Source organism: Kitasatospora sp. NPDC051705 (assembly GCF_044453265.1).
Lineage (GTDB): Bacteria > Actinomycetota > Actinomycetes > Streptomycetales > Streptomycetaceae > Kitasatospora.
On sequence record NZ_JBITCO010000008.1, the window covers coordinates 120885 to 142632 of the forward strand.

A 21748-nucleotide genomic window follows, 5' to 3' on the forward strand; every position below is an offset into this window, starting at 1 on the left:
GCAACTGAGCTGTGAGCACCAACAGCACGCGCGCGCCGTTCCCGGGCCACCCGGGGGCGGCGCGCCGCGTTTCAGACCTCCTCCCGGTCTTCCCCTGGGACAAGCTGGAGCCGTACAAGGCGACCGCCCTGGCCCACCCGGACGGCCTCTGCGACTTCTCCGTGGGCACCCCGGTGGACCCGGTCCCCGAGGTGGTCCAGAAGGCACTGGCCGCCGCCACGGACACGCCCGGCTACCCGACGGTCTGGGGCCCGGTGGAGCTGCGCGAGGCGATCGCCGGCTGGCTGCACCGCCGCTGCGGCGCCGAGATCGGCCCGCAGGCCGTCCTGCCGACCGTCGGCTCCAAGGAGCTGGTGGCCTGGCTGCCGACCCAGCTCGGCCTCGGCCCCGGCGACCAGGTCGCCTACCCGCGGCTGGCCTACCCGACCTACGAGGTCGGCGCGCGGCTGTGCGGCGCGGAGCCCGTCGAGTACGACTCGGTGGACGAGCTGGACGGCTCCCGGGTACGCCTGATCTGGGTGAACTCGCCGTCCAACCCGACCGGCCGGGTGCTGTCCGCGGACGAGCTGCGCCGCACGGTGGAGTGGGCCCGGGAGCACCGGGCGCTGCTGGTCAGCGACGAGTGCTACCTGGAGCTGGGCTGGTCCGCCGACCCGGTCTCGGTGCTGCGCCCGGACGTCTGCGGCGCGGACCACGAGGGCCTGCTGGCCGTCCACTCGCTCTCCAAGCGCTCCAACCTGGCCGGCTACCGCGCCTCCTTCGTGGCGGGCGACCCGGTGGTGGTCAGGGAGCTGCTGGAGGTGCGCAAGCACGGCGGCATGATCGTGCCCGCCCCCGTCCAGGCGGCGACCGTCGCGGCGCTGGCGGACGACGCGCACGTGGCCGAGCAGCGCGAGCGGTACGCGGCCCGGCGCTCGGCGCTGCGGACGGCACTGGAGGCCTACGGCTTCCGGATCGAGCACTCGGAGGCGAGCCTCTACCTGTGGGCGACGCAGGACCGCCCGTGCTGGGAGACGGTGGCCGAACTGGCCGCGCTGGGCATCCTGGTGGCGCCCGGTGACTTCTACGGGCCGGCCGGTGAGCGCTTCGTCCGGGTCGCGTTCACCGCGACCGACGAGCGGGTCACCGCCGCGGTGGCGCGCCTGGACGCGGCGCGCTGATCCGACGCGGGAGGGGGCCGGTGTCGATCCGACACCGGCCCCCTCTGCGCTTCCCCCGCGGTGCGGGGGGACGGACTACAGCGGCAGGCCGCTGATGCTGCCGCCGTTGACGCCGCCGAGCAGGCCGCCGACCGGGCCGAGGGCGTTGGTGAGGCCGGAGAGCGGGTTGTTCGGGCCGAGGTCGGCGCCGCCCAGGCGGTTCGCCGAGCCGTGCTCGGCCAGCCCCAGGACGTCCGTGGCGGGCAGGGCGGGCAGCGCGCGCTCGACGGAGCCGAGCGGCAGCGCGTCGGTGACGGCGTTGGTGCTCGGGACGGCCTGGGTGAGCTGGCCGGCGCCGGGCAGGCCCTGGGCGACGGAGCCGGACTGGGCGAGCCCGCCGACCGGGCTGGCGGCGGCGCTGCGGGTGCCCGCACCCTTGCCGGTGACGGCCTCGCCGAGCTTGCCGGCCAGCGCGGAGGCGACCTTCGGGGTGACGGCGGACAGCTGGCCGGTGGTGGCCGCGGTCTGGTCGACCGGGGCGGTCAGCGAGCTGGCCTTCTCGTTCGCCTCGGGGAGCTGGTGGGCGACGATGTTGCCGGCCGCGTCGGCGGAGGCCGGTACGCCCGCGGCGACGGTGGCGGCGCCGGTGGTGCCCGCGGCCTGGCCCAGCTGGTGGGTGGTGTGCTGGAGCGTGGAACCGGTGTCGGTGTTGGTCAGCTGGCCCAGCGGGGCGGCGAGGTCGCTCTTGGGCAGCAGGGCGTCGCCGCCCAGGGCGGACGCGGAGCCGGCCGCGACCAGCGGGGTCGCGCCGGCCGCCACGAGCAGCGCGGCCTGGGCGATCCGGCGCGTGAGGGGGTGAGACATGGGGCTCCTCGAAGGGTCTGGGTCCGTCCCGTCCGCCGGGCGGACGACGGTGTTACCGCTCGAGGAGCCGGAAGGTTTCGGCCCGGGTGAGGAAAGTTTCTGGCTGACCATCGGATCGTAGGACTGCGCGGGTCGGGCCTGGCGGAGCCCCCGCGGGGCCGTGGACCCGGCGCGGGGCAAGGGGAGTGACGGTTCTCCACCGGGGCGCGCCGGGGGCGGAGCCGGTCCACCGGGGTTGACCAACTTCACCCGTCCGGCGGCAACCCGTACGTCAGTGCGTCAACCCTTGTCCGGCGCGGCGAGGGTGACCTGAACGAGCTTGGTCGACGTCCCGGAGGTCTGCGGCTGCCAGCCGTCCGCCGACTTGCTCTTGCGCCAGATCTTCCCGTCGTAGGCGACCGTCGCCACGCCCAGCTGCTGGGCCTGGGCCACCGCCCAGTGGGCGACCTCCCAGCCGCTCGCCCGCTCGGCGCTCACCCCGCCGTCCGTCACGGCGTCCGCCGAGGAGGTCAGCGCGGCGGTGGCCGGGTCCGGCGTCAGCGAGACGGCGTTCTCGGCGCCCTTGATGGTCGAGGTGTAGCCGGTGGCCGGGGTGACGGTGCGGCCGAACTCCCGGCGCACCCGGTCGGACAGCACCTGGGCCCGGTCCGGCGCCGCGGCCGGGGTGGCGGAGGCGCCCGCCGTGGGGGAGGCGGAGTCCTCCGGGTCGGGCTTGGTGTAGTCGTGCACGATGCAGGAGAACGACGCGGGCTCCCGGCCGGCCAGCGCCGAGGTGAGCAGGGTCGCCTTGGTCTCGTGCTTGGCGTACGCCTGCGGGTAGCCGCTCTTCTGCACCGCCTGCGCGGCGTCGGTCAGCGGCAGCCGGGTGTAGCCGGGGACCTTCACCAGGCCGTCCAGGAACTTGTTGGTCGCGTACACCGGGTCTGCGATCTGCGCCGGGGTGCCCCAGCCCATCGACGGCCGCTGCTGGAACAGGCCGATCGAGTCCCGGTCGCCGCCCGCGAGGTTGCGCAGCTTGGACTCCTGCATGGCGGTCGCCAGCGAGATCGCGGTGGCCCGGTCCGGCAGCCCGCGCGAGCGCGACACCGCGGCGATCGTCGCGGCGTTGGCGGCCTGCGGCAGCTCCAGGGTGCCGCTGCCGGCCGCGGTCTTCACCGTGCAGCCCTCGGACTCGCCCGGCTTGAAGCCGAACCACCAGATGCCGACCACGGCCAGGCCCGCGACCAGCGCCAGGCCGAGCAGTCCGACGATCACCAACAGCAGCGCGCGCAGCGGCCCGCGGCGGGCGGGCGCCGCCTCGTCGCCCGGCTCCTCGCTGCTCCTCTTCCTGGCCACCGTCGCCCCTCTCGCGCCTGCACCTTGATCCGACACCGTACCCACTCGGACGGGTGTGCGGCGCCCCCGGTTGCCGTTCCGCCCCGGTTGCGCGTCACGGAACCACCACGGAACGACCACGGACGGCCACGGACGGGCACGGGGCCGCCGCGCGGTACGGCCTAGGCTGGCGGCATGAGCAGCTCGAACCCGACCCCCCTGGACCTCACCCTCGACGGCGGTGCGCTGACCGCCCGGCTCGTCGACTTCCCGTCGGTGAGCGGCGACGAGCAGGCGCTCGCCGACGCCGTGGAGGCCGCCCTGCGCGGTCACCCGCACCTCACCGTGGACCGGTACGGCAACAACGTGGTGGCCCGCACCACCCTCGGCCGGTCGGAGCGCGTCCTGCTCGCCGGCCACCTGGACACCGTGCCGATCGCCGACAACGTGCCCTCGTACGTCGAGGGCGACCTGCTCTACGGCTGCGGCACCTCGGACATGAAGTCCGGCGTGGCCGTCCAGCTGCGCCTCGCCGCGACCCTGACTGACCCCAACCGCGACCTGACCTACGTGTTCTACGACTGCGAGGAGGTGGAGGCCCACCGCAACGGCCTGGGCCACCTCGCCAAGGAGCACCCGGACTGGCTGGCGGCCGACTTCGCGGTGCTGATGGAGCCCAGCGGCGCGGTCGTCGAGGGCGGCTGCCAGGGCACGCTGCGGGCGCAGGTCCGGCTCACCGGGGTGCGCGCCCACGCGGCCCGCAGCTGGCTCGGCGACAACGCCATCCACCACGCCGCCGAGGTGCTCACCCGGCTCGCGCAGTACCGGCCCCGCCGGGTGGAGATCGACGGCCTGGAGTACCGCGAGGGCCTGAACGCGGTGCGGATCGACGGCGGCGTGGCCGGCAACGTCATCCCGGACGAGTGCGTGGTGACGGTCAACTTCCGCTACGCGCCGGACCGCAGCGAGGCGGACGCGGAGAAGCACGTGCGCGAGGTCTTCGACGGCTTCGAGCTGACCGTGACCGACTTCGCCCCGGGCGCCCTGCCCGGGCTGTCCCAGCCCGCCGCGCGGGCCTTCCTGGCGGCCACCGGCGGCCAGGCCCGGGCCAAGTTCGGCTGGACGGACGTCGCCCGGTTCAGTGCGCTCGGCGTCCCGGCGGTGAACTACGGCCCCGGCGACCCGAACCTCGCGCACAAGCGGGAGGAGCACTGCTCGCTGAGCGCCATCGCCGAGGTCGAGGACCGGCTGCGGGCCTGGCTGACCAGCTGAACGGACGGACCGACGAGCGGCTGGTCGGACCGGCCGCTCATCGGTCGGACGCCATCTTCCGGTCGTCCAACCGACCTTCCCCCGTTGCCTGAAAACGGGGATCTCCGGGCGTAGGGTTTCGTCATGACAGGCACAGGAGACGAGAAGAGCTACGGACACGGCCCCGAGCAGGTCGGCGCGCCGCGGAAGAAGAAGGCCTGGCCCGAGAAGCAGAAGGGTCCGGTGCTGGTGCGCCGGGACCAGGTCGGCACGAGCACCACGGACCAGCGCCTGCTGGACACCACCGGTCCGACCGACTGGCTGCACACCGATCCGTGGCGGGTGCTGCGGATCACCTCCGAGTTCGTCGAGGGCTTCGGCGCCCTCGCCGAACTCCCGCCCGCGATCAGCGTCTTCGGCTCGGCCCGGACCCCGGCCGACTCGCCCGAGTACGAGGCCGGCGTGGCCATCGGCCGGGCCCTCGCCGAGGCCGGCTACGCGGTGATCACCGGCGGCGGCCCGGGCGCCATGGAGGCCGCCAACCGCGGTGCCTCCGAGGCCGGCGGGCTGAGCGTCGGCCTCGGCATCGAGCTGCCCTTCGAGCAGGGCCTCAACGAGTTCGTCGACCTCGGGCTGAACTTCCGTTACTTCTTCGTCCGCAAGACGATGTTCGTGAAGTACGCCCAGGGCTTCGTGGTGCTGCCCGGCGGGCTCGGCACGCTGGACGAGCTGTTCGAGGCGCTCACCCTGGTGCAGACCAAGAAGGTCACCCGCTTCCCGGTGATCCTCTTCGGCAGCGCGTACTGGGGCGGCCTCTACGAGTGGCTGAAGAACACCCTGGTCGCCCAGGGCAAGGCGGCCCCGCACGACCTGGAGCTCTTCCACATCACCGACGAGATCGACGAGGTCATGAAGATCCTCGCCGACGCCCGCCGGCCGGTGAACGAGATCTAGCAGCTGCACATCCAGCCCCCGCCCGGCGGGCGGTGCCCGTCGGGCCCCGGGCGGCACCCCGCCCGCGCGGGCCGCGCCCCCCGGGGCGAGGGCTCACGCCAGGCCCCGGCGGGCGACCGCCGGGGGGCGGGTGCCCCGGATCGAGGCGACCATGTCCAGCACCTGGCGGGTCTCGGCGACCTGGTGCACCCGGTAGATCCGGGCGCCCAGCCAGGCCGAGACCGCCGTGGTCGCCAGGGTGCCGAGCAGCCGCTCGTTCACCGGCCGGTCCAGCGTCTCGCCCACGAAGTCCTTGTTGGACAGCGAGACCAGCACCGGGAAGCCGGTGGCGGTCATCTCCGGCAGCCGCCGGGTCGCCTCCAGCGAGTGCCGGGTGTTCTTGCCGAAGTCGTGCCCGGGGTCGATGACCACGGCGTCCCGCCGCACGCCCAGCTCCACCGCGCGCTCGGCCAGCCCGACCGTCACCCGCAGGATGTCCGCCATCACGTCCTCGTACCCGACCCGGTGCGGGCGGGTGCGCGGCTCCGCGCCGCCCGCGTGGGTGCAGACCAGCCCGACGTCGTGGCGCGCGGCCACCTCGGCGAGCTTCGGGTCGACCCCGCCCCAGGCGTCGTTCAGCAGGTCGGCGCCGACCTCGCAGACCGCGTCGCCGACCTCGTGCCGCCAGGTGTCCACGCTGATCACGGCCCCGGGGTGGCGCTTGCGCAGCTCGGCCACGAACGGGACGGTGCGCCGCAGCTCCTCCTCCACCGTGACCTCGTCACCGGGCCCGGCCTTCACCCCGCCGATGTCCAGGATCGCCGCGCCCTCGGCCATCGCACGGTCGGCGGCGGCGAACGCGGCCTCGTCCGCGAAGGTGGCGCCCTTGTCGAAGAACGAGTCCGGCGTCCGGTTGACGATCGCCATGATCACCAGCTCGTCGTCGCCGAATTCCCGCGGTCCCAGGCGCAGTGCCACCGATGTCTCCTCCACAGCTCCTGCGGGTGCGATGATGGCCCCCGGCCTCACTAGGGACCATGCTGTCATGATCAGTTTGGTAATCGGCACCCTGACGAGGAGCGGCCGGAAGTTCGGGAGGACAGCTCGTGTTCTGGGTGATCGTGGTCGCCATGGCCGTGGTGGTGGGTGGCGCCGCGCTGGTGGCGCTCGGCGGGGGCGGCTCGATGCCGGAGGCGGTGCCCGACCGCCTCGCGGCCCGCCTGCCGCAGGACCGTCCGCTGAGCAAGGCGGACGTCGACGACCTGCGGCTGCCGATGGCCGTCCGCGGCTACCGGATGGACGAGGTGGACGACGTCCTGGACCGCCTCGGCGCCGAACTCGCCTACCGCGACTCGCGGATCGCCGAACTGGAGGCCGCCGCCCACCTGCGCGGCGCGGTCGAGGCGACCAACGGCCCGGACGCCGGCGCCGAGCCGCTGCCCGGCCTGGAGGAGTTCGCGAAGGTCGTCGAACCGGTCGTCGTGCTCACCAAGGACGAGCCCGAGGACGCGAAGCCGGTGAAGGACCAGTGACCACCCCCGCGCAGGGGGCGGTGCTCGGTGCGGACGGCCTGCTCCGCTGCGGCTGGGGCGACTCCACCGACGACTACCGGGTCTACCACGACACCGAGTGGGGCCGCCCGGTGCACGGGGACGACGCCCTGTTCGAACGCGTCTGCCTGGAGGCCTTCCAGTCCGGGCTCTCCTGGCTGACCATCCTGCGCCGCCGGGAGGGCTTCCGCGCGGCGTTCGCGGGCTTCTCCATCGCCGAGGTCGCCGGGTTCGGGGAGGCCGACGTGGAGCGGCTGCTCGCCGACGCCGGCATCATCCGCAACCGCGCCAAGATCGAGGCGGCCATCGCCAACGCCCGGGTCGCCCGCGACCTGGACGGCGGCCTGGACGCGCTGATCTGGCGGTTCGCCGCCGCCCCGGACCGGCCGGCCCCCCGCACCCTGGGGGAGGTGCCGGCCGTCACGCCCGAGTCGACGGCGCTCGCGAAGGAGCTGAAGCGGACGGGCTTCCGCTTCGTCGGCCCGACCACCGCCTACGCCCTGATGCAGGCCTGCGGCCTGGTCGACGACCACCTGGCGGACTGCCACGTCCGCACCGGGGCCGCCGCCGGAGCGGCGGCGGGACCCGGCGGGTCCTAGGGGGGTGTCTTGTGGATCACTGCCGGGGCCGCGACGCCAGGGCACGCACTCCCCCAGCCTTCGGCCAGGGGTACCCCCACGCCGCGTTGTCGTCGGTCGCCGATGGCCCCCAGCCTGGCGGCCGGGAGGTGCCCCCACCGCATGGACTCTCCCCCAGCCTTCGGCCGGGAGGTGCCCCCATCCTCCGCCTTGCGATGCACGCACCCTGACGCCGCAACCTAACCGACAAGATCCACAAGACACCCCCTAGCGGCCCAGGTAGGTCGGCTTCTCCTTGGCGATGAAGGCGCGGACCGCGATCCGGTGGTCCTCGCTCTCGCCCGCCAGGGTCTGCAGCTCGTCCTCCTTGTCCAGCAGCTCGTCCAGCGAGTGCGCGGCGCCGTACGCCAGCGACTCCTTGACGGCGCCGTAGGCCACCGTCGGGCCCTCGGCCAGCTCCCGGGCGAACACCCGGGCGGTGGCGGCGAGTTCCTCGGCGGGGACGACCTTGGTGGCCAGGCCCAGCTCCATCGCCTCGGTGGCCTTGACCGTCCGCGGCAGCATCAGCAGCTCGGTGGCCTTGGCGTGCCCGACCAGCCGGGGCAGCGTCCAGGAGGCGCCCGAGTCGGCGGTCAGGCCGATCCCGGTGAAGGCGGTGTTGAAGCCGGCCCGGTCGGACAGGATCCGGAAGTCGCAGGCGAAGGCCAGCGAGGCGCCCGCGCCCGCCGCCACCCCGCCCACCGCGGCGACGGTCGGCTTGCGCATCCCGGCCAGCGCCCGCACCAGCGGGTTGTAGTGCTCGGCGACGGTGCGCAGCGCGCCCTCGCCGGTCTCGTCGGCGCGCTTCAGCATCGTCAGGTGCTCGTTCAGGTCCTGCCCGACGCAGAACGCGCGCTCGCCGGCGCCGGTCAGCAGCACCGCCCGCACCGCCGGGTCGGCGGCCGCGGCGGTCACGGTGTCCCGCAGCGCGACCTTGGTCGCGACGTCCAGGGCGTTCATGGCCTCCGGGCGGTTGATGGTGATGACGGCCAGGCCGCCCTCGAGCTCGTACAGCACGGAATCGGACATGGGCGAGGGGCTCCCTTGTGATCGTCTCGGTGTCGGTCGTGTGCCAGGATGCCGGAGCACCCGTCCGGCTGGGGAGTGTGAGGTATCGCACCTTCCGGTGGCGTGCGCACGGCCGCCACGCCGGGGCTTATGACGGCAATTGCGGTGCTTGGGGGCGGTCCGGCCGAGGTTGCACCGAGAGTGATGTTGGTCATCAGGCCGTGGCATGCGGGATAATGGCTTCCGATCAATGCGTTCGATACCGGCGGTGGACGGACTGCCGGTGCGTAGCTGAGCGGTTGCAGGAAGGGGAACGAGCATGGCGGCCATGAAGCCGCGGACGGGTGACGGCCCGCTCGAAGTCACCAAAGAGGGACGGGGCATCATCATGCGCGTTCCGCTCGAAGGCGGCGGACGCCTGGTGGTGGAGCTCACGCCTGACGAGGCCGACGCCCTCGGCGAGGCCCTGAAGAAGGCCTGCGGCTGACCGCAGCAGGTGCTCGCCATCTCCTGGAGATGTGCCGCCGGGCCCGGGTACGACGTCATGTCGCCCGGGCCCGCGCGTTTCCCCGCCGCGACCGGCGGCGGGGCGCGGTCCGGTCCCCGGCGTCCGACGGGGTCGGCGCGTTCGACGGCCCTGGCGTTCGACGGCCCCGGCGCCTTCGACGGCCCTAGCGTTTGACGGCGCAGAGCAGCCCGTCCGAGACCGGTAGCAGCGCCGGCAGCAGCGCGTCGCTCTCCCGGACGTCCCGGACCAGTTCGCGCACCGCGTGCGTCTGCGGGTCCTGCAGCTCCGGCTCGGCCAGCCGGCCCTCCTGGAAGACCCCCTCGAAGCAGACCATCCCGCCCGGCCGCAGCAGCCGCAGCGCCTCCGCCAGGTACTCCCGGGACTCGGCCGGGTCGCCGTCGCAGAACACCAGGTCGTACTGGCCGTCGGCGAGCCTCGGCAGGACGTCCAGCGCCCGCCCCGGTATGAACCGCGAGCGGTTGGCGGCGAACCCGGCCGCCTGGTAGGCCTCGCGGGCCAGCTGCTGGTGGACCGGCTCCGAGTCCACCGTGGTGAGCACGCCGTCCGGCCGCATCCCGCGCAGCAGGTAGACGCCGGAGACGCCCGTCCCGGTGCCGATCTCGGCCACCGCCTTGGCGTCCAGCGCGGCCGCCAGCAGCCGCAGGCAGGCCCCGCCGCTGGGGCCGATCGACCGTATCCCGGTGCGCGCGGACTGCGCCCGGGCGTAGGTCAGCACCGCGTCCTCGCCGACGTAGGTGTCGGCGAGGGCCACGCGCGCGGGCCCGAAGTCGCTGATGGCTGCCTCTTTCGGAGCCCCGGGTGACGGCCCGGCGCCGGGGGAAGTCGATATTTCCTGCCACAGATTACTGGCCGACCGGGAACCGCGTACGGCGGCGGGCCGTTGTCAGGGAGGACCGGGTACGGGAGACCTCCCGGGCACTTTTATCCGGGCTTGACGGGTGAGGTGGATATGGTGGTGGCCCTGCTGGGCAGAAGAGCCGACCGAGGAGGTGTGGCCGAGGGCGACGTCCCCGTGCGGCGGCACTCCCGCGGCACCGCGTCGGCCCGTACGCCGAAGCCCGTGATGAACCAGCCTGCGCACTCCGACCTGGACCAGCCGGCCGCCGAAACGCCGGCCGCCGGGACCACCGAGGCCCCCGCCCTCGCGACCTTCACCGAGGGCCCCGACGCGCAGACCTGGACTCCGCCCACGTGGGAGGAGATCGTCGAGGCGCACAGCGCCCGCGTCTACCGCCTGGCCTACCGCCTGACGGGCAACCAGCACGACGCCGAGGACCTCACCCAGGAGGTCTTCGTCCGGGTGTTCCGCTCGCTGTCGACCTACACCCCCGGCACCTTCGAGGGCTGGCTGCACCGGATCACCACCAACCTGTTCCTGGACATGGTCCGCCGACGCCAGCGCATCCGCTTCGACGCGCTCGGCGAGGACGCGGCCGAGCGGCTCGCCTCCCGCGAGCCCAGCCCGGCCCAGCACTTCAGCGACACCCACTTCGACGCCGACGTGCAGCAGGCCCTGGACACCCTCGCCCCGGAGTTCCGGGCCGCCGTGGTGCTCTGCGACATCGAGGGCCTCTCCTACGAGGAGATCGCCGCCACGCTGGGCGTCAAGCTCGGCACCGTCCGCAGCCGCATCCACCGCGGCCGCTCCCACCTGCGCGCCGCGCTCAAGCACCGGGCCCCCGGCTCCGCCCCCGGGCGGGAGCGCCGCGGCGGCTCGGAGGAGCCGGTGCCGGTCGGCGCCGCCGCCGTCGAGGGCGCGGTCGCGCCCGGTGCGCGCGGACGGAGGCGATCGTGAGCGGAACCGGCCGGTCCGGGCCGGGCCAGTCGGACGCGTCCGGCCGGTCCGCCACCCGGCGGAGCTGGGCCCTGCCGGGCCGTCGCGGCCACGACGAGCCCGCCGAGCCGGTACCCCCCGCGGTCGCGCTGCCGGGCGAGACGGCGCTGCGCGCCGTGCCGGTGCGCCCCACCGAGCCCCCCGCCGAGGAACACCACCTCGGTGAGCGCCTCTCCTCGTTCCTGGACGGCGAGCTCGGCCACGACTCGCGCGAGCGCGTCCAGGCCCACCTGGCGACCTGCCCCCAGTGCCTCGCCGAGGCCGACGAGGGCCGCGCCGTCAAGCACCTGCTGACCCGCACCGGTACGCCCGGGCCGTCCACCGGGCTGATGGCCCGGCTGATGGCCGTCGGCGCCCTGCCGGACGGCGACCCGGCGGACACCGACTGGCCGGCCGGCCGCGGGGACGACGACGACCTGCCCGGCGGCGGTACCACGGCCCCCGGCACGCTCGGCGGCAGCCGGCTCAACGGCGGGACCTTCGGCCGCGGCGCCGGTGCCTCCTTCGGCGCGGGCGCGCTCGGCGCCGGAGCCCCGGTGCCCGGGGTCGACCCGCGGGCGTTCGGGCGCGGCGGCGCGGTGCTGCGTCCGCTGATGGGCCGGCGCTCGGCCCGCCCCGACGCCGCCGGCCACCCCGCGAGCCCCGTCCCGGCACGGGCGGCCGCCGCCCAGGTGCGCGCCGCCGCCCCGCGCGGGCGCCGCTTCGTCTTCGCCGCCGCGGGGGCCTTCTCGGTCGCCGCGGTCACGCTCGGCGGTGTCGGCGGCCTCAGCACCCAGGGCGAGGACCAGCACGGCACCTCGGTCAGCCCGGCGGGCAGCAACGGGAGCACCGGCCGCAGCGGCGGGCTGGTCCCGATGACCGGGCAGGTCCCGGTGGACTTCCCCGGCCGCCCCGTCGCGGCGACCCGCAACGCGACCCCGCCCCCGGCCCCGGAACGCCCCCCGGGCGGCCTCGTCGCCCTGCACCAGGAGACGGGCTACTAGGCCCGGACCCCGAGAGCCCGCCCATCGTCCGGACTCCGGCGCGACGGCCCCGGCCACCGGCAGGTCTTTACCACGGCTTCATCACAGCGTGGACCAGGGACCCGCCGGTGGCCATTACCCTGTAGGAACCGTCGTCCGACGAGCTAGGGAGCTTAGGTGTTCAGCGATGTAGGCGGGCTGGAGATCCTGACCCTGATCGTGATGGCGATCATCATCTTCGGCCCCGACAAGCTCCCGAAGCTGATCCAGGACACCATGGGCTTCATCCGGAAGGTCCGGTCCTTCGCGGACAACGCGAAGGAGGACATCCGCAGCGAGCTCGGCCCGGACTTCAAGGACTTCGACTTCGAGGACCTGCACCCCAAGACCTTCGTGCGCAAGCAGCTGCTGGGCGGCAACGAGGACCCGCTGGGCCTCAAGGACATGAAGGACTCGCTCGACATCCGTTCCGTCCTGGACGACAAGCCCGCGGCGCCGGTGAACGGCCGCAGCGGCAGCGTCAGCTTCGACAAGCCCGCGGCCCCGGCCGCGGCCGCCGCGGGCGCCCCGCTGCAGCCCGGCGAGCGGCCCCCGTTCGACCCCGACGCCACCTGAGCACGTACCGACCGCGCCCCGCCCGGCCGCCCGGCTGAGCGGGGCGCCGGCGTGTGCGCCGCTATTGTGCTGATTGCTCCCGATGAGCCGTCCGTCACATTCCGCCCGGTCGCGGGCCAGGAACGGCCCCCGGGAGCGCCGCGGTACGCCACGATGGGAGCGCGCCACGGCAGGCAAACGTGCGGTTGAGGAGGTCCGGGGATGGACGCGACGAGTCAGTCGGTGGGGACGACGGCCACGGCCGGCGGCCCGGTGGTCGGCGGGCAGGCCGGTCCGGCGGACCCCCTGGTGCCCTACCTGTCCGCCGACTTCCCCTGGTACGGCCTGGACGACGGCTGGACCGGCCGCCGCTACCTGATGCAGGCCGGTGCGGGCGGCCCCCGCGCCGGGGCGGCCGGCGGCGTCGACTACGGCACCCTCGGCCACGGCGAGGAGCCGGCCAGACAGTACGAGCCGCGGGACGTGCGCCGCTTCGCCGTCGTGGTCACGGTAGCCCGCCGGGACAGCCGCCGCAGCGCCGACAACACCGGCACCCTGGAGGCGACCTCCGCCTCCTCGGCGGCCTGGCTGGCCGGCTCCGGCCTGCTCGCCTCGACCTGGCCCGGCCAGCTCGACCGGGCGCTGCGCCAGGACTGGCTGGACCAGCAGAGCAGCCTCGCCTGGGACCTCGCCGACGACCTGGCCGGCCCCGGCTGGTCCACCCTGAGCCTGCCGGTCAACGGCCTCCCGCAGCCCTTCCGCTACCGCGAGTCGGAGTACGGCTGGGTGCTCGCGGGCGAGGCCCCCGGCGTCCTGCTCGGTGCGTACGGCCGTGGAGTGAGCGCCTACGGCGCCGGCTTCGCCACCGTCCCGGACCTGGCGGCCTACACCCGCCCGTAGGCCCCGCAGGCCCCGTCGGGCCGGTCCTGCCGGCCGTTCCGGGGCCCGCGCCGGTCCGCCCCGCCGCCGCGGACGCCGGAGGCCGGGTGGTGGGCACCACCCGGCCTCCGGCCCGTCGGTCCGTCAGTTCCGCCCCGTGGGCCCGGGGTCAGAACTTGTTCTTGGGCGTCAGGCCCAGGGAGAGGCCGGACAGGCCGCGCTGGCGGCCGCCGAGCTTGCCGGCGACGGCGCGCAGCGCGGCGCCGGCGGGGGAGTCGGGCGCGGCGAGCACGACCGGGCGGCCGTCGTCGCCGCCCTCGCGCAGGCGGACGTCGATCGGGATCGAGCCGAGCACCGGGACGGTCGCGCCGACGGTGCGGGTGAGCGCCTCCGCGACGACCTGGCCGCCGCCGGTGCCGAAGACGTCGATCATCTCGTCGCAGTGCGGGCACGGCATGCCGGACATGTTCTCGATCACGCCGACGATCTTCTGGTGGGTCTGCACCGCGATGGTGCCGGCCCGCTCGGCCACCTCGGCGGCGGCCATCTGCGGGGTGGTGACGATCAGGATCTCCGCGTTGGGGACCAGCTGCGCCACCGAGATCGCGATGTCGCCGGTGCCGGGCGGCAGGTCCAGCAGCAGCACGTCCAGGTCGCCCCAGTACACGTCGGCGAGGAACTGCTGCAGCGCGCGGTGCAGCATCGGGCCGCGCCAGACGACCGGGGCGTTGCCCGGGGTGAACATGCCGATCGAGATGACCTTCACGCCGTTCGCCTGCGGCGGCATGATCATGTCCTGGACCTGGGTGGGCCGGCCCTCGACGCCGAGCATGCGCGGCACGCTGTGGCCGTAGATGTCGGCGTCCACGACGGCGACCTTCAGCCCGTCGGCGGCCATCGCGGCGGCCAGGTTGACGGTCACCGAGGACTTGCCGACGCCGCCCTTGCCGGAGGCGACGGCGTAGACGCGGGTCAGCGTGCCCGGCTTGGCGAACGGGATCTCCCGCTCGGGGGCGCCGCCGCGCAGCAGCTGGGAGAGCTCCTTGCGCTGCTCGTCGCTCATCACGTCGAGCTCGACCTCGACACCGGTCACGCCCGGGACCTTGCCGACCGCCTCGCGGACCCGGGTGACGATGGTGTCGCGCATCGGGCAGCCGGAGACGGTCAGGTAGACCGCGACGTGCACGGCGCCGTCCTCGGCGATCGCGACCGATTTCACCATCCCGATCTCGGTGATCGGGCGGTTGATCTCCGGGTCGTTGACGGTCGCCAGCGCCTGGCGTACGGAATCCTCCGTGACGCCGGCCGCGACCTCTGTCTCGTTGGCCATGCCTTGATGGTACGGCGCGGGGGGTGCCCCTTAACCAGTCGGTAGCGTGCCGCCGGTCACAGCGCCTCGGCGGACTCCCGGCGCTCGTCGATCTCCTTGAGGAGCGACTGGAGTTCGGTGCGGATGCTGCCCAGCTCGGAGGAGATAAAGGCGCGGGTGGCGACCTCCCCGAGCCCGTGGCGCAGGGCCGCGACCTCGCGGGTCAGGTACTCGGTGTCGGCGATGTTGCGGTCGCTGCGGGCGCGGTCCTGCTCCATGTTGACGCGGTCCCGGTTGTCCTGGCGGTTCTGCGCGAGCAGGATCAGCGGGGCCGCGTAGGAGGCCTGGAGGGACAGGACCAGGGTCAGGAAGATGAACGGGTAGCTGTCGAACCGCACGTCCTCGGGCAGCAGGGTGTTCCAGGCCACCCAGATGATGATCACCACCGTCATCCAGACGATGAACCGGCCGGTGCCCAGGAAGCGCGCGATCCGCTCGGAGAGCTTGCCGAACGCCTCCGGGTCGTACGAGGGCAGGCTGATCAGGCCGGGCCGGGCGGTGCGCGGCTGGTCGAGCCGGCTGCGCGACGGGCCGGTGGAGGAGGTCTCGGTGCGCCGCTCCCGGCCGCCCTCGCGGTTGCGCAGCTCCCGGAGCTGGCGCAGCTCGCTCTGGAGGCGCTGGCGGGGGGACTCCTCCCGCCGTCCCTTGCGGTCAGCGTCCACCACGCACCTCTTCCCTCGTGTCGTCGCCCTGTGCATCGTCGTGGCCGTGCAGGGCGGCCTCGCGCCAGTCCTCGGGCAGCAGGTGGTCGAGCACGTCGTCGACGGTGACCGCGCCGAGCAGGTGGTCCGCCTCGTCGACGACCGGCGCCGAGACCAGGTTGTAGGTCGCCAGGTAGCTGGTGATCAGCGACAGCGGGGTGTCCGGCGGCAGCGGGTCCAGGTCGTCGTCGACGAGGGAGCCGACCAGGACGTACGGGGGTTCGCGCAGCAGCCGCTGGAAGTGCACGGTGCCCAGGTACTTGCCGGTCGGGGTCTCGTTCGGCGGCCGGCACACGTACACCTGCGCGGCCAGCGCGGGCTTGTGGTCGCGGACCCGGATCCGGGCGAGGGCCTCGGCCACCGTGGCGTCCGGCTCCAGGACGACCGGTTCGGTGGTCATCAGACCGCCGGCGGTGTTCTCCTCGTACGACAGCAGGCGGCGGACGGGCTCGGCCTCGTCCGGCTCCATCAGCTGGAGCAGGCGCTCGGCCTCGTCGCCGGGCAGTTCGGAGAGCAGGTCGGCGGCGTCGTCCGGGTCCATCGCCTCGAGGACGTCGGCGGCGCGTTCGTCCTGGAGCTTGCCGATGATCTCGATCTGGTCGTCCTCGGGCAGCTCCTCCAGGACGTCGGCGAGCCGCTCGTCGTCGAGGGCGGCGGCCACCTCGGCCCGGCGCTTGGCGGACAGGTGGTGCATCACGCTGGCGAGGTCGGCGGCGCGCAGCTGCTCGAAGGTGGCCAGCAGGTTGGCGGCGCCCTGGTCCTGTTCGGGCAACGCGAAGCCGGTGACGTCCTGCCAGTCCAGGGTGAGCCGCTCGCCCTTGCCCTTGCGCAGCCGGCCGGCCCGGCCGATCTGGACGAAGACCTTGCTGATCTCCCACTCGCGCAGCCGGGTCTGCACCATCCCGACGTCCAGGACGGTGACCTCCTCGCCGGTCTTGGACCAGGTGACGGTGCGGTCCAGCAGCTCGGCGAGCACCATCGTCTCGGACGGGCGCTGCTCGAAGCGCCGCAGGTTGATCACGCCGGTGGTGAGCACCTGACCGGACTCCATGCTGGTGACCCTGGTCATCGGCAGGAAGATCCGGCGCCGGCCGACCACCTCGACCACCAGGCCGAGGACCCGCGGGGGGCGGCCGCCGAGCCGCAGCGAGACGACCACGTCCCGGACCCGGCCCACCTGGTCGCCGTTCGGGTCGAACACGGCGAGCGCCGAGAGGTGGGAGATGAAGACCCGGGTACCTGGCCCTGCCATGAACTCCCTCGACTCGCTCGACGCCGGTGCCTGGCACGCCGGGGCGCACCCGGGGCCTAGGCTACCCGCGCGTCGGTGCCCCGGCCCGACGAGGCACCGTACACAGCCGCGGAGGCCCGGGCGTGAACCTTTAGCGGCGCTTGAACAGCAGTTTGGGCAGACCGGCCGGGATCGGCCGGCGGGTGGTGGCCGGGGTGTCCATCGGCCGGGCGGCGTGCGAGCCGTCCGGCATGGCGTCCGGGCGTTCGGTGAGGGCGCCGGCCGGCTCCAGCCGCAGCACCCGGCACTCGCGGGCCCAGCGGTCGCCGATGGTGTCGGTGTCGGGCGCGTTCAGCCGCTTGCCCTTGAGCTCCTCGACGGCGCCCAGCCAGGCCTCGCCGTTCGGGGCGAGCTCGGACACCCGGGCGTTCCAGCCGGTCAGTCGGCCGCCCTTGTCCTTGCTGCGGACGGTCACCACCGCGTCGGAGCCGGCCACCAGGCCGTGCAGCGGCTGCTCGCCGCCGTCGCCGACCACCACCACCGCGCCGTCGTGCCAGGCGTGCCAGAGCGGGCGGGCCTGTTCCTGGCCCTCCGCGCGGACCCAGAGGAGGCCGGACTTCTTCGCGGCCTCCTCCAGCAGGGCCTGGTCGAGGAAGTCGTCGGAGGTCGCGGCGGCAGGCGTACGGTCCATGGCGGACAGCGTACGGCCTCGGGCTCGCCTGCCGTCCACGGAGTGTCTCAGCCCCCGGGCGACAGCTCCGTGCCCGACTCACGGGCCTTACCGTAGGAGCCCCTCGTCCACGTCACCCAGCAGAGGAGCGCCGTGCCCGCCGCCCGGCCCGCGACCGCCCCCGCACCCGCCGCCGACACCGTCCGGCCGGGCCACCCCCTCCCCACCCTCGACCTGGTGCTGCTCGCCGTCTCGATCGCCGGCATCTCGCTGTCCGGCCCGCTGATCAGCGCCACCGCCGCGCCCGCGCTGGCCATCGCGTTCTGGCGCAACGTCATGTCGGTCGGCGTGCTCGGCCCCTACGCGCTGCTGCGCCACCGCGCCGAGCTGCGCGGGATCGGCCGCCGGGCGCTGCTGCTCGCGACGGCCGCAGGCGCTCTGCTCGCCGTGCACTTCGCGCTCTGGATGCCCAGCCTGCGGATGACCTCGGTGGCCTCGGCGACGGCGCTGGTCACCACCACCCCGCTGTGGACGATCCTGCTGATGCGGCTGTTCGGCGTCCGGGCGCCGCGGCTGGTGTGGCTCGGGATGTGCGTGGCCTTCGCCGGTGTGCTGGTGCTGACCGGCGTCGACCTCTCGCTCTCCTCGCGCGCCCTGCTCGGCGACGCCCTCGCGCTCGGCGCGGGCCTGGCCGCGGCGGGGTACATGCTGCTGGGCGCCGAGGTCCGCAGGACCGTCAGCACCACGGCGTACACGCTGGTCTGCTACGCCACCACGGCGGTGGGCCTGCTGGTGATCTGCCTGGTCGCCGGGACCCCGCTGGCCGGCTGGCCGGCCGGGGTGTGGTGGCAGATCGTGCTGCTGATGGTCGCCGCGCAGCTGCTGGGCCACTCGCTGAGCAACCGCGTGGTGCGCACCCTCGGCCCCTCGATCACCTCCACGGCGATCCTGCTGGAGACCCCGGGCGCGGCCCTGATCGCCGCCCTCTGGCTCGGCCAGTGGCCGCCGGTGGCGGCCTACCCGGCGGTGGTGCTGATCCTGCTCGGCCTGGTGCTGGTCGCCCGGGGCGGCCGGCGCCGGGCCGAGGGGTAGGGCCTACGGCCTGTCTTCAAACCCCCGGGGTCGCCCCGCAGACGCGGGTTCGAAGACAGGTCCTAGAGCCAGCCGTTGCGGCGGAAGCCCCGGTACATGCCGATGCAGATCAGGACGATCGCGCCGAGCACCATCGGGTAGCCGTACTCGTGGTGCAGCTCGGGCATGTAGTCGAAGTTCATGCCGTACACGCCGGTGATCATGGTGGGCACCGCGAAGATCGCCGCCCAGGCGGTGATCTTGCGCATGTCCTCGTTCTGCGCCACCGAGACCTGGGCCAGATTGGCCTGCAGCAGGGAGTTCAGCAGCTCGTCGAAGCCGTGCACCTGCTCGGTGACCCGGGCCAGGTGGTCGGCGACGTCCCGGAAGTACTTCTGGATCTCCGGGTCGACGAGGCGCTGCAGGGGCTCCGACAGCTGCTGCATGGGGCGCAGCAGCGGTACCACGGCGCGCTTGAACTCCAGTACCTCGCGCTTGAGTTGGTAGACGCGGCCGACGTCGGAGCTGCGCCCGCCCTTGGCCGAGAAGACGCCGTACTCGATCTCGTCGACGTCGTTCTGCAGCCGCTCGGCGACCAGCAGGTAGTTGTCCACGACGTGGTCGGCGATCGCGTGCAGCACCGCGGACGGGCCCTTGGCGAGCAGTCCGGACTCGTCCGCATCGGCCTCCAGCCGGTGCCGCAGCTCCTGCAGCGAACCGTGGCCGCCGTGCCGGACGGTGATGACGAAGTCCCGCCCGGCGAAGACCATCAGCTCGCCGGTCTCCACCACCTCGCTGGTGGGCGTGAGTTGGTCGTGCTCGACGTAGCGGATGGTCTTGAAGACGGCGAACAGCACGTCGTCGTAGCGCTCGACCTTGGGGCGCTGGTGCGCGTGCACCGCGTCCTCGACCGCGAGCGGGTGCAGGCCGAAGCGCTGGGCGATGCCCTCGAACTCGTCCTCGGTCGGCTCGTGCAGCCCGATCCAGCTGAACGACCCCTTGCCCTCGGCGAGTTGGTGTGACGCCTTGACCCGGCGGGCGGCCTCGCGCGGGCTGCAGGTCTCGCCGTTGCGCTTGCCGTGCTGGTAGACCGCGCAGTCGACGACCGCCGAGCCGGCGCCCACCGGGACGGCGTCGTACACGCCGGCCGCGGAACGACGGCGGTTGGTGCGGACGGCGGCGCGCAGGCTGTTGATCATCGACATGGCAGGCTCCCTGGGACAGGAGCCGCCGCACGGCGGCGCGGGATCCCCCCGGGCCTGGGCCGGGGGAGGAACGGGTGGCCGTGGTGCGACGGCGAAGAACACCGGTGAAGGGGATGAGGGGTGCTCTCCCGGCCGGTCCGTCCCGCGTCCGGCCTTGCCCGGGCTACTTCGGCTGGTTCAGCCGGTTCAGCCTGCGTGGCGAGGGGTACGGGGAGTTCGGGGCCGGGTAGAGCTGCCGGTACTGCATGGTCGGCCGGTATCCACCGCAACCACCTCCTTCGCGCCGCCGCCCCGGGAAACGCAGCGTTTCCGGTGGCCAGTCGCTCACCCTAACATCTGACCGGTCATCGGTGCCGCGGGGTTTCCCGAGTCTTTGCCCTGGCCCGCCCGCACGCGGTCGGCCGGCCCCCGCGGGTTACGCTCACCGGCATGGCGCACGACTTCCCGCTCTTCGGCGATCCCCACGGCGGCAGCTCCCCGGCGCTCTCCCGGGAGGCGGTGCTGGCGGCCGTCGAGGCCCGGCTGATCGCCACCTTCGGCGAGCCGAGCGGCCGCGCCGCGGTCACCTTCCTCGGCACCGACCGGATCGAGGTGCTGCGCTTCGGCCCCGACGCCGACGGACTGGTCCGCTACGCGACGCTCGGCATGTCCGCCGCGCCGATGGCCGACCCGACGGCGATGGTCGCCGACCAGCTGCGCGGCCCGCGCGCCGAGCTGGTGCTGACCGTCCGCGGCGGGCGCGACAGCGTGCTGCGCAGCCTGGCGACGCTGGCCGCGACGCCGCAGGTCGAGGGCCTGGTGGTGGCCCCGGGCGGCTCGCTGGACCTGGGTGCCCCGCTCTGGGAGGGCGCGCCCTTCACCTCGGTGCTGGCCGCCGAACCGGGCGGTCTGGTGCCGGACCTGGAACTGGACGAACCGGCCGATCCGGTGCGCTTCCTGCCGCTGCTGCCGATGACGCCCAACGAGGCCGGCTGGAAGCGGGTGCACGGTGCGGCCGCGCTCCAGGAGCGCTGGCTGAACCAGGGCACCGACCTGCGCGACCCGCAGCGGCGCGGCGTCCGGCTGGACTGACCGGCCGGGCCGGCCAGCCCGGCCGACGGGCCCGGCCGGCAGCGACGCCGGCCGGGCGGGGCGTCAGCCCGTGATCGGCTTCGCGCCGGTGGCCTGCGCCAGCAGCGCCTCGTACACGTCCGGGTCGGTGGTGTGCTCGCCGAGCCGGACGGTCTTGCGGCTGCCGTGGTAGTCGCTGGAGCCGGTGACCAGCAGTCCGAGCTCGCCGGCCAGTCCGCGCAGCCGCAGCCTGGTCTCCTCGTCGTGGTCGGTGTGGTCGACCTCCAGCCCGGCCAGCCCGGCGGCCGCGAGGTCGGCGATCACCTCGTCCGAGACGGTCCGCCCGCGCTTGACCGCTCCGGGGTGGGCGAAGACCGGGACGCCCCCGGCCGCCCGGACCAGTCGGACCGCCTCGACCGGGTCGGTCTCGTGCTTGCGGACGTCCGCCCGGCCGCCGTTGGCCAGCCAGTCGGCGGTGAAGGCGTCGGAGACGGTGGCCACCACCCCGGCCTCGACCAGCGCGCTGGCGATGTGCGGCCGCCCGACCGAACCGGCCCCGGCGATCCGCTGCACCTGCTCCCAGCTGATGTCGGCGCCGAGCTCCCGGCAGCGTTCGACGATCGCCCGCCCGCGCCGGAACCGGTCGGTGCGCACCAGCTCCCGCTCGCCGGCGAAGGCCGGCTCGTCCGGGTCGAAGAGGTACGCGAGCAGGTGCATGCTGACGTCGCCCACGACGCAGGACAGTTCGGCGCCGGGGACGACGGTCAGCCGGGTGCCGGCCGGCAGCGCCCGGACGGCCTCCTCGGCCTCCCGGTGGCCCGCGACGGTGTCGTGGTCGGTGAGCGCCACGACGTCGAGCCGCGCGGCCACCGCCGCGGCGACCAGCTCGGCCGGGCTGTCGGTGCCGTCGGAGGCGTTGCTGTGGGCGTGCAGGTCGATGCGCACGGGGCGGGCTCCTGGGGGCTCGTGGGTGCGGC

The 21748-nt window shown here is 74.2% G+C and carries 23 protein-coding genes; 12 read left to right on the plus strand and 11 right to left on the minus strand.

The annotated features are described in order from the left end of the window. The first annotated feature begins 11 nt into the window (after window positions 1-11). A complete protein-coding gene (dapC, locus tag ACIA8Q_RS13385; protein WP_387904418.1) occupies window positions 12-1160 on the plus strand; it encodes a succinyldiaminopimelate transaminase in 1149 nt (382 codons plus the stop codon). Between the two features lie 75 nt (window positions 1161-1235). Here the strand turns inward: dapC and ACIA8Q_RS13390 are convergent, their stop codons facing one another. Both ACIA8Q_RS13390 and ACIA8Q_RS13395 read right to left on the minus strand, forming a co-directional pair. Next, window positions 1236-2003 (minus strand): hypothetical protein, encoded by a 768-nt coding sequence (locus tag ACIA8Q_RS13390; RefSeq protein ID WP_360213909.1) that lies wholly within the window; start codon window positions 2001-2003, stop codon window positions 1236-1238. 279 nt (window positions 2004-2282) lie between these two features. Further along, window positions 2283-3338, minus strand: coding sequence for a hypothetical protein (locus tag ACIA8Q_RS13395; RefSeq protein ID WP_360213801.1), 1056 nt, complete (start codon window positions 3336-3338; stop codon window positions 2283-2285). 174 nt (window positions 3339-3512) lie between these two features. Between ACIA8Q_RS13395 and dapE the strand changes: the two genes are divergently transcribed. Beyond that, window positions 3513-4589: a succinyl-diaminopimelate desuccinylase gene (gene dapE / locus ACIA8Q_RS13400; RefSeq protein ID WP_396317198.1), complete on the plus strand. Its 1077-nt coding sequence runs from the start codon at window positions 3513-3515 to the stop codon at window positions 4587-4589. A 123-nt stretch (window positions 4590-4712) separates the two neighbouring features. Further along, a complete protein-coding gene (locus tag ACIA8Q_RS13405) occupies window positions 4713-5522 on the plus strand; it encodes a TIGR00730 family Rossman fold protein (protein ID WP_360213805.1) in 810 nt (269 codons plus the stop codon). Between the two features lie 93 nt (window positions 5523-5615). Here ACIA8Q_RS13405 and folP read toward each other — a convergent pair whose 3' ends face one another. Beyond that, window positions 5616-6428, minus strand: coding sequence for a dihydropteroate synthase (folP, locus tag ACIA8Q_RS13410; RefSeq protein ID WP_360213897.1), 813 nt, complete (start codon window positions 6426-6428; stop codon window positions 5616-5618). 179 nt (window positions 6429-6607) lie between these two features. Between folP and ACIA8Q_RS13415 the strand changes: the two genes are divergently transcribed. Further along, window positions 6608-7033: a DivIVA domain-containing protein gene (locus ACIA8Q_RS13415; RefSeq protein ID WP_360213807.1), complete on the plus strand. Its 426-nt coding sequence runs from the start codon at window positions 6608-6610 to the stop codon at window positions 7031-7033. After that, a complete protein-coding gene (gene tag, locus ACIA8Q_RS13420) occupies window positions 7030-7650 on the plus strand; it encodes a DNA-3-methyladenine glycosylase I (protein ID WP_387904414.1) in 621 nt (206 codons plus the stop codon). Before ACIA8Q_RS13415 ends, tag begins: the two co-directional genes overlap by 4 nt. 246 nt (window positions 7651-7896) lie before the next feature. On the opposite strand, the gene ACIA8Q_RS13425 is transcribed toward tag, so the two are convergent. Beyond that, window positions 7897-8697, minus strand: a complete 801-nt coding sequence (locus tag ACIA8Q_RS13425; protein ID WP_360213811.1) for an enoyl-CoA hydratase-related protein — start codon at window positions 8695-8697, stop codon at window positions 7897-7899. Window positions 8698-8995: 298 nt separating this feature from the next. Here ACIA8Q_RS13425 and ACIA8Q_RS13430 point away from each other — a divergent pair, with 298 nt between their 5' ends. Next, the gene (locus tag ACIA8Q_RS13430) at window positions 8996-9163 is read left to right on the plus strand and encodes a DUF3117 domain-containing protein (RefSeq protein WP_014137929.1); all 168 of its coding nucleotides are present in this window, start codon (window positions 8996-8998) and stop codon (window positions 9161-9163) included. Window positions 9164-9347: 184 nt separating this feature from the next. On the opposite strand, the gene ACIA8Q_RS13435 is transcribed toward ACIA8Q_RS13430, so the two are convergent. Continuing rightward, a complete protein-coding gene (locus ACIA8Q_RS13435) occupies window positions 9348-9956 on the minus strand; it encodes an O-methyltransferase (RefSeq protein ID WP_360213813.1) in 609 nt (202 codons plus the stop codon). Between the two features lie 312 nt (window positions 9957-10268). On the opposite strand from ACIA8Q_RS13435, the gene sigE reads away from it, so the two are divergent. The 4 genes from sigE to ACIA8Q_RS13455 all read left to right on the plus strand — a co-directional run bounded on the left by sigE (window position 10269) and on the right by ACIA8Q_RS13455 (window position 13495). Further along, window positions 10269-11000: an RNA polymerase sigma factor SigE gene (gene sigE, locus ACIA8Q_RS13440; protein WP_387904530.1), complete on the plus strand. Its 732-nt coding sequence runs from the start codon at window positions 10269-10271 to the stop codon at window positions 10998-11000. Next, window positions 10997-12022 (plus strand): zf-HC2 domain-containing protein, encoded by a 1026-nt coding sequence (locus ACIA8Q_RS13445; protein ID WP_360213815.1) that lies wholly within the window; start codon window positions 10997-10999, stop codon window positions 12020-12022. Before sigE ends, ACIA8Q_RS13445 begins: the two co-directional genes overlap by 4 nt. A gap of 156 nt (window positions 12023-12178) precedes the next feature. After that, complete coding sequence (locus ACIA8Q_RS13450) at window positions 12179-12616, plus strand: sec-independent translocase (RefSeq protein ID WP_360213817.1); 438 nt, start codon at window positions 12179-12181, stop codon at window positions 12614-12616. Between the two features lie 201 nt (window positions 12617-12817). Further along, window positions 12818-13495, plus strand: coding sequence for a hypothetical protein (locus tag ACIA8Q_RS13455; RefSeq protein ID WP_360213819.1), 678 nt, complete (start codon window positions 12818-12820; stop codon window positions 13493-13495). A 148-nt stretch (window positions 13496-13643) separates the two neighbouring features. On the opposite strand, the gene ACIA8Q_RS13460 is transcribed toward ACIA8Q_RS13455, so the two are convergent. From ACIA8Q_RS13460 to ACIA8Q_RS13475, 4 genes are all read right to left on the minus strand, one after another. Beyond that, on the minus strand, window positions 13644-14804 hold the full coding sequence (locus ACIA8Q_RS13460; RefSeq protein WP_360213821.1) for an Mrp/NBP35 family ATP-binding protein: 1161 nt from the start codon (window positions 14802-14804) through the stop codon (window positions 13644-13646). A gap of 56 nt (window positions 14805-14860) precedes the next feature. Then, window positions 14861-15427 (minus strand): DUF1003 domain-containing protein, encoded by a 567-nt coding sequence (locus tag ACIA8Q_RS13465; RefSeq protein WP_360213901.1) that lies wholly within the window; start codon window positions 15425-15427, stop codon window positions 14861-14863. A 67-nt stretch (window positions 15428-15494) separates the two neighbouring features. Beyond that, window positions 15495-16796 (minus strand): magnesium transporter MgtE N-terminal domain-containing protein, encoded by a 1302-nt coding sequence (locus ACIA8Q_RS13470; RefSeq protein WP_396317199.1) that lies wholly within the window; start codon window positions 16794-16796, stop codon window positions 15495-15497. A gap of 130 nt (window positions 16797-16926) precedes the next feature. Continuing rightward, the gene (locus tag ACIA8Q_RS13475) at window positions 16927-17466 is read right to left on the minus strand and encodes a hypothetical protein (RefSeq protein ID WP_396317200.1); all 540 of its coding nucleotides are present in this window, start codon (window positions 17464-17466) and stop codon (window positions 16927-16929) included. A gap of 132 nt (window positions 17467-17598) precedes the next feature. On the opposite strand from ACIA8Q_RS13475, the gene ACIA8Q_RS13480 reads away from it, so the two are divergent. Then, window positions 17599-18537 carry a DMT family transporter gene (locus ACIA8Q_RS13480; protein WP_387904403.1) on the plus strand — a complete coding sequence of 313 codons (939 nt, stop codon included), beginning with the start codon at window positions 17599-17601 and terminating at the stop codon, window positions 18535-18537. Window positions 18538-18599: 62 nt separating this feature from the next. On the opposite strand, the gene corA is transcribed toward ACIA8Q_RS13480, so the two are convergent. Next, window positions 18600-19721: a magnesium/cobalt transporter CorA gene (corA, locus tag ACIA8Q_RS13485; protein WP_387904400.1), complete on the minus strand. Its 1122-nt coding sequence runs from the start codon at window positions 19719-19721 to the stop codon at window positions 18600-18602. A gap of 429 nt (window positions 19722-20150) precedes the next feature. On the opposite strand from corA, the gene ACIA8Q_RS13490 reads away from it, so the two are divergent. Next, window positions 20151-20792, plus strand: coding sequence for a suppressor of fused domain protein (locus ACIA8Q_RS13490; RefSeq protein ID WP_387904397.1), 642 nt, complete (start codon window positions 20151-20153; stop codon window positions 20790-20792). 63 nt (window positions 20793-20855) lie between these two features. On the opposite strand, the gene ACIA8Q_RS13495 is transcribed toward ACIA8Q_RS13490, so the two are convergent. Continuing rightward, window positions 20856-21716: a PHP domain-containing protein gene (locus ACIA8Q_RS13495; RefSeq protein WP_360213831.1), complete on the minus strand. Its 861-nt coding sequence runs from the start codon at window positions 21714-21716 to the stop codon at window positions 20856-20858. Window positions 21717-21748: the final 32 nt, after the last annotated feature.

Bases quoted from the DNA above. Each gene is read 5' to 3' on its own strand.
- ACIA8Q_RS13490 (WP_387904397.1), top strand. From the start codon at position 20,151: ATGGCGCACGACTTCCCGCTCTTCGGCGATCCCCACGGCGGCAGCTCC.
- ACIA8Q_RS13470 (WP_396317199.1), bottom strand. From the start codon at position 16,796: ATGGCAGGGCCAGGTACCCGGGTCTTCATCTCCCACCTCTCGGCGCTC.
- ACIA8Q_RS13475 (WP_396317200.1), bottom strand. From the start codon at position 17,466: ATGGACCGTACGCCTGCCGCCGCGACCTCCGACGACTTCCTCGACCAG.
- ACIA8Q_RS13455 (WP_360213819.1), top strand. From the start codon at position 12,818: ATGGACGCGACGAGTCAGTCGGTGGGGACGACGGCCACGGCCGGCGGC.
- ACIA8Q_RS13425 (WP_360213811.1), bottom strand. From the start codon at position 8,697: ATGTCCGATTCCGTGCTGTACGAGCTCGAGGGCGGCCTGGCCGTCATC.
- ACIA8Q_RS13430 (WP_014137929.1), top strand. From the start codon at position 8,996: ATGGCGGCCATGAAGCCGCGGACGGGTGACGGCCCGCTCGAAGTCACC.
- ACIA8Q_RS13390 (WP_360213909.1), bottom strand. From the start codon at position 2,003: ATGTCTCACCCCCTCACGCGCCGGATCGCCCAGGCCGCGCTGCTCGTG.
- corA (WP_387904400.1), bottom strand. From the start codon at position 19,721: ATGTCGATGATCAACAGCCTGCGCGCCGCCGTCCGCACCAACCGCCGT.
- folP (WP_360213897.1), bottom strand. From the start codon at position 6,428: ATGGCGATCGTCAACCGGACGCCGGACTCGTTCTTCGACAAGGGCGCC.
- sigE (WP_387904530.1), top strand. From the start codon at position 10,269: ATGAACCAGCCTGCGCACTCCGACCTGGACCAGCCGGCCGCCGAAACG.
- dapE (WP_396317198.1), top strand. From the start codon at position 3,513: ATGAGCAGCTCGAACCCGACCCCCCTGGACCTCACCCTCGACGGCGGT.
- ACIA8Q_RS13460 (WP_360213821.1), bottom strand. From the start codon at position 14,804: ATGGCCAACGAGACAGAGGTCGCGGCCGGCGTCACGGAGGATTCCGTA.
- ACIA8Q_RS13405 (WP_360213805.1), top strand. From the start codon at position 4,713: ATGACAGGCACAGGAGACGAGAAGAGCTACGGACACGGCCCCGAGCAG.